Source organism: Nocardia sp. 852002-20019_SCH5090214, assembly GCF_001665865.1.
Classification (GTDB): Bacteria; Actinomycetota; Actinomycetes; order Mycobacteriales; family Mycobacteriaceae; genus Nocardia; species Nocardia nova.
The window spans coordinates 1-4,213 of sequence record NZ_LZMK01000188.1 but is presented as its reverse complement, the minus strand read 5'-3'; the positions used below and the strand labels follow the sequence as shown (position 1 = coordinate 4,213).

Genomic DNA, 4,213 nt, shown 5'->3' with positions numbered 1-4,213 from the left:
CGGTGGGATGTTCGTGAACGGCGAGCGGTCGCTCGCCGGTGTCACCACCGGCCGCGCCCCGGCATTGATCGCGGTCGCACACGGCAGCCGTGATCCGCGGTCCGCCGCGACGATGTCGGCCGTGGTCGCCGAGATCGCCGGACAACGTCCGGATGTCGACGTGCGCCTGGCATTCCTGGACCTGAACACCCCTTCGGTGGAACAGGTCATCGATGCCGTTGCGGCACAGGGACATACCGAGGCCGTTGTCGTCCCGTTGCTGCTGGGCAGCGCGTTTCACGCCCGGGTGGATCTGCCCGGCATGCTCGCGGCTGCCCGCCGTCGGCATCCGCTGCTGCGGATCACGCAGGCCGATGTGCTCGGAACCGACGAACGACTGGTGGCGGCGCTGCGGGACCGAGCGCTGCACGCGGGCGCCGACCGCGACGATGCCGAGCTGGGTATCGCGGTCGCAGCCGTCGGATCCTCGTCCGCGGCCGCCAACCGGATCACGGCCGAGGTCGCGGTGTCGCTCACGCACGGCACCCGCTGGCGGTCCGCGATCTGCTTCGCGACCACGCAGCCGTCGCTGAGCCGAGCGGTCTCGGATCTGCGCAGCCGGGGAGCCCGCCGGGTGATGGTCGCCCCGTGGTTCCTGGCCCCGGGCTTGCTCATCGATCGTCTCGCCGTCGCCGAACCCGGCCTCGTGCACGCACCTGCGATCGGGCCGCACCGGTTCCTCACCGAGGTCGCGCTCGAGCGTTATCGGGCCGCCGACCGGATGTCCCTCGATCTCACGGCCTGATTCCGCCTGCCCTTCCGGCAGTCTCGGTCACCCTGGTCCAGCCCGGTCCGGACCCACGTGGGTCGTGCCGGCTTCGCGTTTCATCCCGCGAACCAGCGCTCCAGCACCAGGGCCGCCCCGTCCTCACTGATATCGGCGGTCGTTTCGTCGGCGAGCTCGCGGACCGGGGGCACCGCGTTGCCCATGGCGACGGAATGCCCTGCCCAGGTGAGCATGTCGATATCGTTGTAGCCGTCGCCGATGGCCAGGGTCTGCTCGAGCGGGATGTCGAGTGTCAGGCGAAGTTGTTCCAGCGCCCAGCCTTTGGACACCCCCTGTTTGGAGGCCACCAGCCACGGTTCGTCCTCGCCGTGCACCCAGCCGGCGCCGGGGAGGTCGAGTTCGCCGACGGCGTCGATCATTTCGTCGAGGCTGCCGCCGGGCCACCAGCCGTTCAGCCGCGTGGTGGGCTCGAGGCTCAGTTCGGCATCGTCGACGAAGCGGAATTCGCCGAGCCGGAAGCTGCCGGGGTAGTAGCCGGTGGCCCAGGTGCCCACCCCCACCTTCTCCACCGACAGCACCATATCGGGCAGCAGTGAACGCAGTGTCGCGACCGCGGGTTCCGGATCGAAGGTATGGACCGCCAATGGTTCCCAGTTCGAAATGTCCACGTGCACAGCGCCGTTCGAGCACAGCGCCTGGCCCTCCTCGAGTCCCAGCTCCTCCATCACGAGCCGGGTGGCGAGCAGGGTGCGGCCGGTCGTGATCACCACATGGGCGCCCGCGTCGACCGCGGCACGCACCGCCGCACGCACCCGCGGGCTCATCGGTGCGCCCGCCTGCAGGATGGTCCCGTCCACATCCAGGGCAATCAGTCGAGGACTGTTCACCCGGTCATTGTCACCGATCGTGCATCTGCGCTTACAGCCCCGCCGCCGTTACCCGGCGGTATGCCACTCCGACGACTAGATGACACATCAACTACAGGTCCGAATCCCGCCAGCTTTGCCGGTTTCGCGCGACTTGACTGGCACCTGTCACGAGATCGCGTGGCAGACAACGGATATGGAGAGGGCAGCAGAGATGGACACGACAGTGCACCACCGCTTCGAATCGAAGGTCGTACTGATCACCGGCGCCAGCAGCGGGGTCGGCGCGGCCGTGGCCCGGCGAGTGGCGGCGGAGGGCGCCGCGGTGGTGCTGGGCGCCCGGGGCAAGGAGGCCGGGGACCGGATCGCCGCGGATATCCGCGCCCAGGGCGGCCGGGCCGTCTTCGTCCCGACCGACGTCACCGTGGCCGAGGACGTGGATCGGCTCACCCACGCCGCGATCGACGAATTCGGCCGGCTGGACGCGGCCTTCAACAACGCCGGCGCGGTCAACTCCTTCGGACCGGTGCAGGACATCGACGAAGCCGGTTGGCGCGCAGATCTGGAACTCAACCTCACCGGCGTGTACTTCGGCCTGCGGTCCCAGGTGCCGGCGCTGCTGGAGTCCGGCGGCGGGGCGATCCTCAACAACGCCTCCAACCTCGGCGTGGTCGGTATGGGCTCGGTCGCCCCCTACGTCGCTGCCAAACACGGCGTGGTCGGCCTGACCCGCGCGGTCGCGCTGGAGACGGCCACCGCGGGTGTGCGGGTCAACGCGCTGGTTTCGGGCGCGGTGGATACCCCGGCGTTCCGCGCGTCGATGGGTGCGACACCCGAAGGCGAGGCGGCGATCGCGGCGCTGCATCCGCTCGGCCGAATCGCCCGCGCGGAGGAAATCGCCTCGCTGTGCGCCTACCTCCTCTCCGACGAGGCGAGCTTCGTCACCGGCGCGGCGGTCGCGGTCGACGGCGGGTTCACCGCTCGGTAACGCGGCTCAGCGGTAGATGGCGGTGAGCTCGGCCGCCAGCGCGGCCAGCTCACGCCGAATCGATTCGGGGGCAACGACTTCGAGACGTCCCCCGAATCCGGCGAGCTGTTCGGCGATCGCGCGCGGCAGATGGGCGCTGATCCGCAGCCGCACCCGGCCGCCGTCGACCGGACCGTCCTCGGCGCAGTGCCGGCCCAGCCGATCGCGCAGGACCGGCACGATCTCGGGATCGGCGTGCACGATCGCCGACACCTCGCCGCGGCGATGTTCCATCTGTTCGACGATCTCCGACCACGCCTGCGCCAGATCGAAATCCGCCGGGACGTCGGCGACGCCGTCCCCGACGGTCACCTCGCTCATCCGGTCGACGCGATAGGTCCGGCGCCCCCGGTCGGTCCCGGCGATCAGATACCACACGGCGTCCTTGTCGACGACGCCCCAGGGATCGACGGCTCGCTCACGACCGGCCGGGCCGTAGCGAAATCGGACCGTCCGTCGCCGCGCGACGGCCTGTTGCAGCAACTCGACCTCCGCCGGTTCGGATCGCGGCCGCCGGCCCCAGCCGACCGGATCGATCAGCGTCGCCGCCGAGGCGGCCAGGGCTTGTTCGCGGAACGTCTCCGGCAAGGCTCGCAACAACTTTCGCAGCGCCGAGCGGGTGGCGGGCGAGCCCGAGGCCGCCGGACCGAGCAGCAGGAACAGCGCCCGCGCCTCGTCGGCCGTCAATCCGCTGAGGTCGGTCCGGGCACCACCGATCAGCGCCCAGCCCCCGCCCCGGCCGGGCTGCGGGTAGACGGGAACGCCTGCCGACGACAGCGCCTCGAGGTCGCGGCGCGCGGTCGCCACGGACACCTCGAGTTCCCTGGCGAGCTCGGCGGCGGTCACCCGGCCCCTCGCCTGCATGAGGAGCAGCGTGGCAATCAGACGGTCGGCGCGCATACGGCAATTCTGCCGAACAGAGTGCTCATTCGGTGAGCACTTTGACCGCGAGGATCGCATCGAAGACCGCAACGACCGAGGAGAGACCGATGCTGCGCGGAATGATGACCGTGTCCTACTATGCCGACGACCTGGCGGCCGCCAAGCGCTGGTACGTCGAATTGCTCGATACCGCACCGTATTTCGAGGTTCCCGGCTATATCGAGTTCCGGATCGGCGACTACCGGCACGAACTCGGCATCATCGATCGCCGCTACTGCCCGGACCCCGCCCACGAACCCGGCGGCGCACTGCTGTACTGGCACGTCGACGATCTCGACGCCGCACTGCAGCGGCTCCGCGAACTCGGCGCGGCCGAACACCAACCCGTCACCGAACGCGGTCCGGGCTTCGTCACCGCCTCGGTGGTCGACCCCTTCGGCAATCTGCTCGGCATCATGTCCAACCAGCACTACCTCGACGTCCTGGACAGCCGTCGGGACTCGTCATCGCCGGATCAGCGCGATATCGGGGCCGAACCCTGTCGGTGAACCCGGTCAGTGCCCGAAACCGCCGAAACCACCGCTGTGGAAGCCGCCGCCCAGGCCACCCCCATGGAAGCCGCCACCGGGGGTGGCGCCGAGGCCGGGGTGGCTCGGCGCGACGGCTCCGGGG

At 70.0% G+C, this 4,213-nt stretch carries 5 protein-coding genes; 3 read left to right on the top strand and 2 right to left on the bottom strand.

All coding sequences use genetic code 11. From position 1 onward, the window contains the following. The first annotated feature begins 7 nt into the window (after nucleotides 1-7). Nucleotides 8-784, top strand: coding sequence for a sirohydrochlorin chelatase (locus A5780_RS15175; protein ID WP_064908759.1), 777 nt, complete (start codon nucleotides 8-10; stop codon nucleotides 782-784). A gap of 80 nt (nucleotides 785-864) precedes the next feature. On the opposite strand, the gene A5780_RS15170 is transcribed toward A5780_RS15175, so the two are convergent. Continuing rightward, nucleotides 865-1,653, bottom strand: coding sequence for an HAD family hydrolase (locus A5780_RS15170; RefSeq protein WP_063910784.1), 789 nt, complete (start codon nucleotides 1,651-1,653; stop codon nucleotides 865-867). Between the two features lie 193 nt (nucleotides 1,654-1,846). On the opposite strand from A5780_RS15170, the gene A5780_RS15165 reads away from it, so the two are divergent. Further along, on the top strand, nucleotides 1,847-2,620 hold the full coding sequence (locus tag A5780_RS15165) for an SDR family NAD(P)-dependent oxidoreductase (RefSeq protein WP_064902701.1): 774 nt from the start codon (nucleotides 1,847-1,849) through the stop codon (nucleotides 2,618-2,620). 6 nt (nucleotides 2,621-2,626) lie between these two features. Here the strand turns inward: A5780_RS15165 and A5780_RS15160 are convergent, their stop codons facing one another. Next, nucleotides 2,627-3,559, bottom strand: coding sequence for a YafY family protein (locus A5780_RS15160; protein WP_064908758.1), 933 nt, complete (start codon nucleotides 3,557-3,559; stop codon nucleotides 2,627-2,629). Nucleotides 3,560-3,648: 89 nt separating this feature from the next. On the opposite strand from A5780_RS15160, the gene A5780_RS15155 reads away from it, so the two are divergent. Then, on the top strand, nucleotides 3,649-4,089 hold the full coding sequence (locus A5780_RS15155) for a VOC family protein (RefSeq protein WP_064908757.1): 441 nt from the start codon (nucleotides 3,649-3,651) through the stop codon (nucleotides 4,087-4,089). Nucleotides 4,090-4,213 lie beyond the last annotated feature (124 nt).

Excerpts from the sequence above, each read along its gene's own strand:
- A5780_RS15165 (WP_064902701.1), top strand. The coding sequence starts at position 1,847 with ATGGACACGACAGTGCACCACCGCTTCGAATCGAAGGTCGTACTGATC.
- A5780_RS15175 (WP_064908759.1), top strand. The coding sequence starts at position 8 with ATGTTCGTGAACGGCGAGCGGTCGCTCGCCGGTGTCACCACCGGCCGC.
- A5780_RS15160 (WP_064908758.1), bottom strand. The coding sequence starts at position 3,559 with ATGCGCGCCGACCGTCTGATTGCCACGCTGCTCCTCATGCAGGCGAGG.
- A5780_RS15155 (WP_064908757.1), top strand. The coding sequence starts at position 3,649 with ATGCTGCGCGGAATGATGACCGTGTCCTACTATGCCGACGACCTGGCG.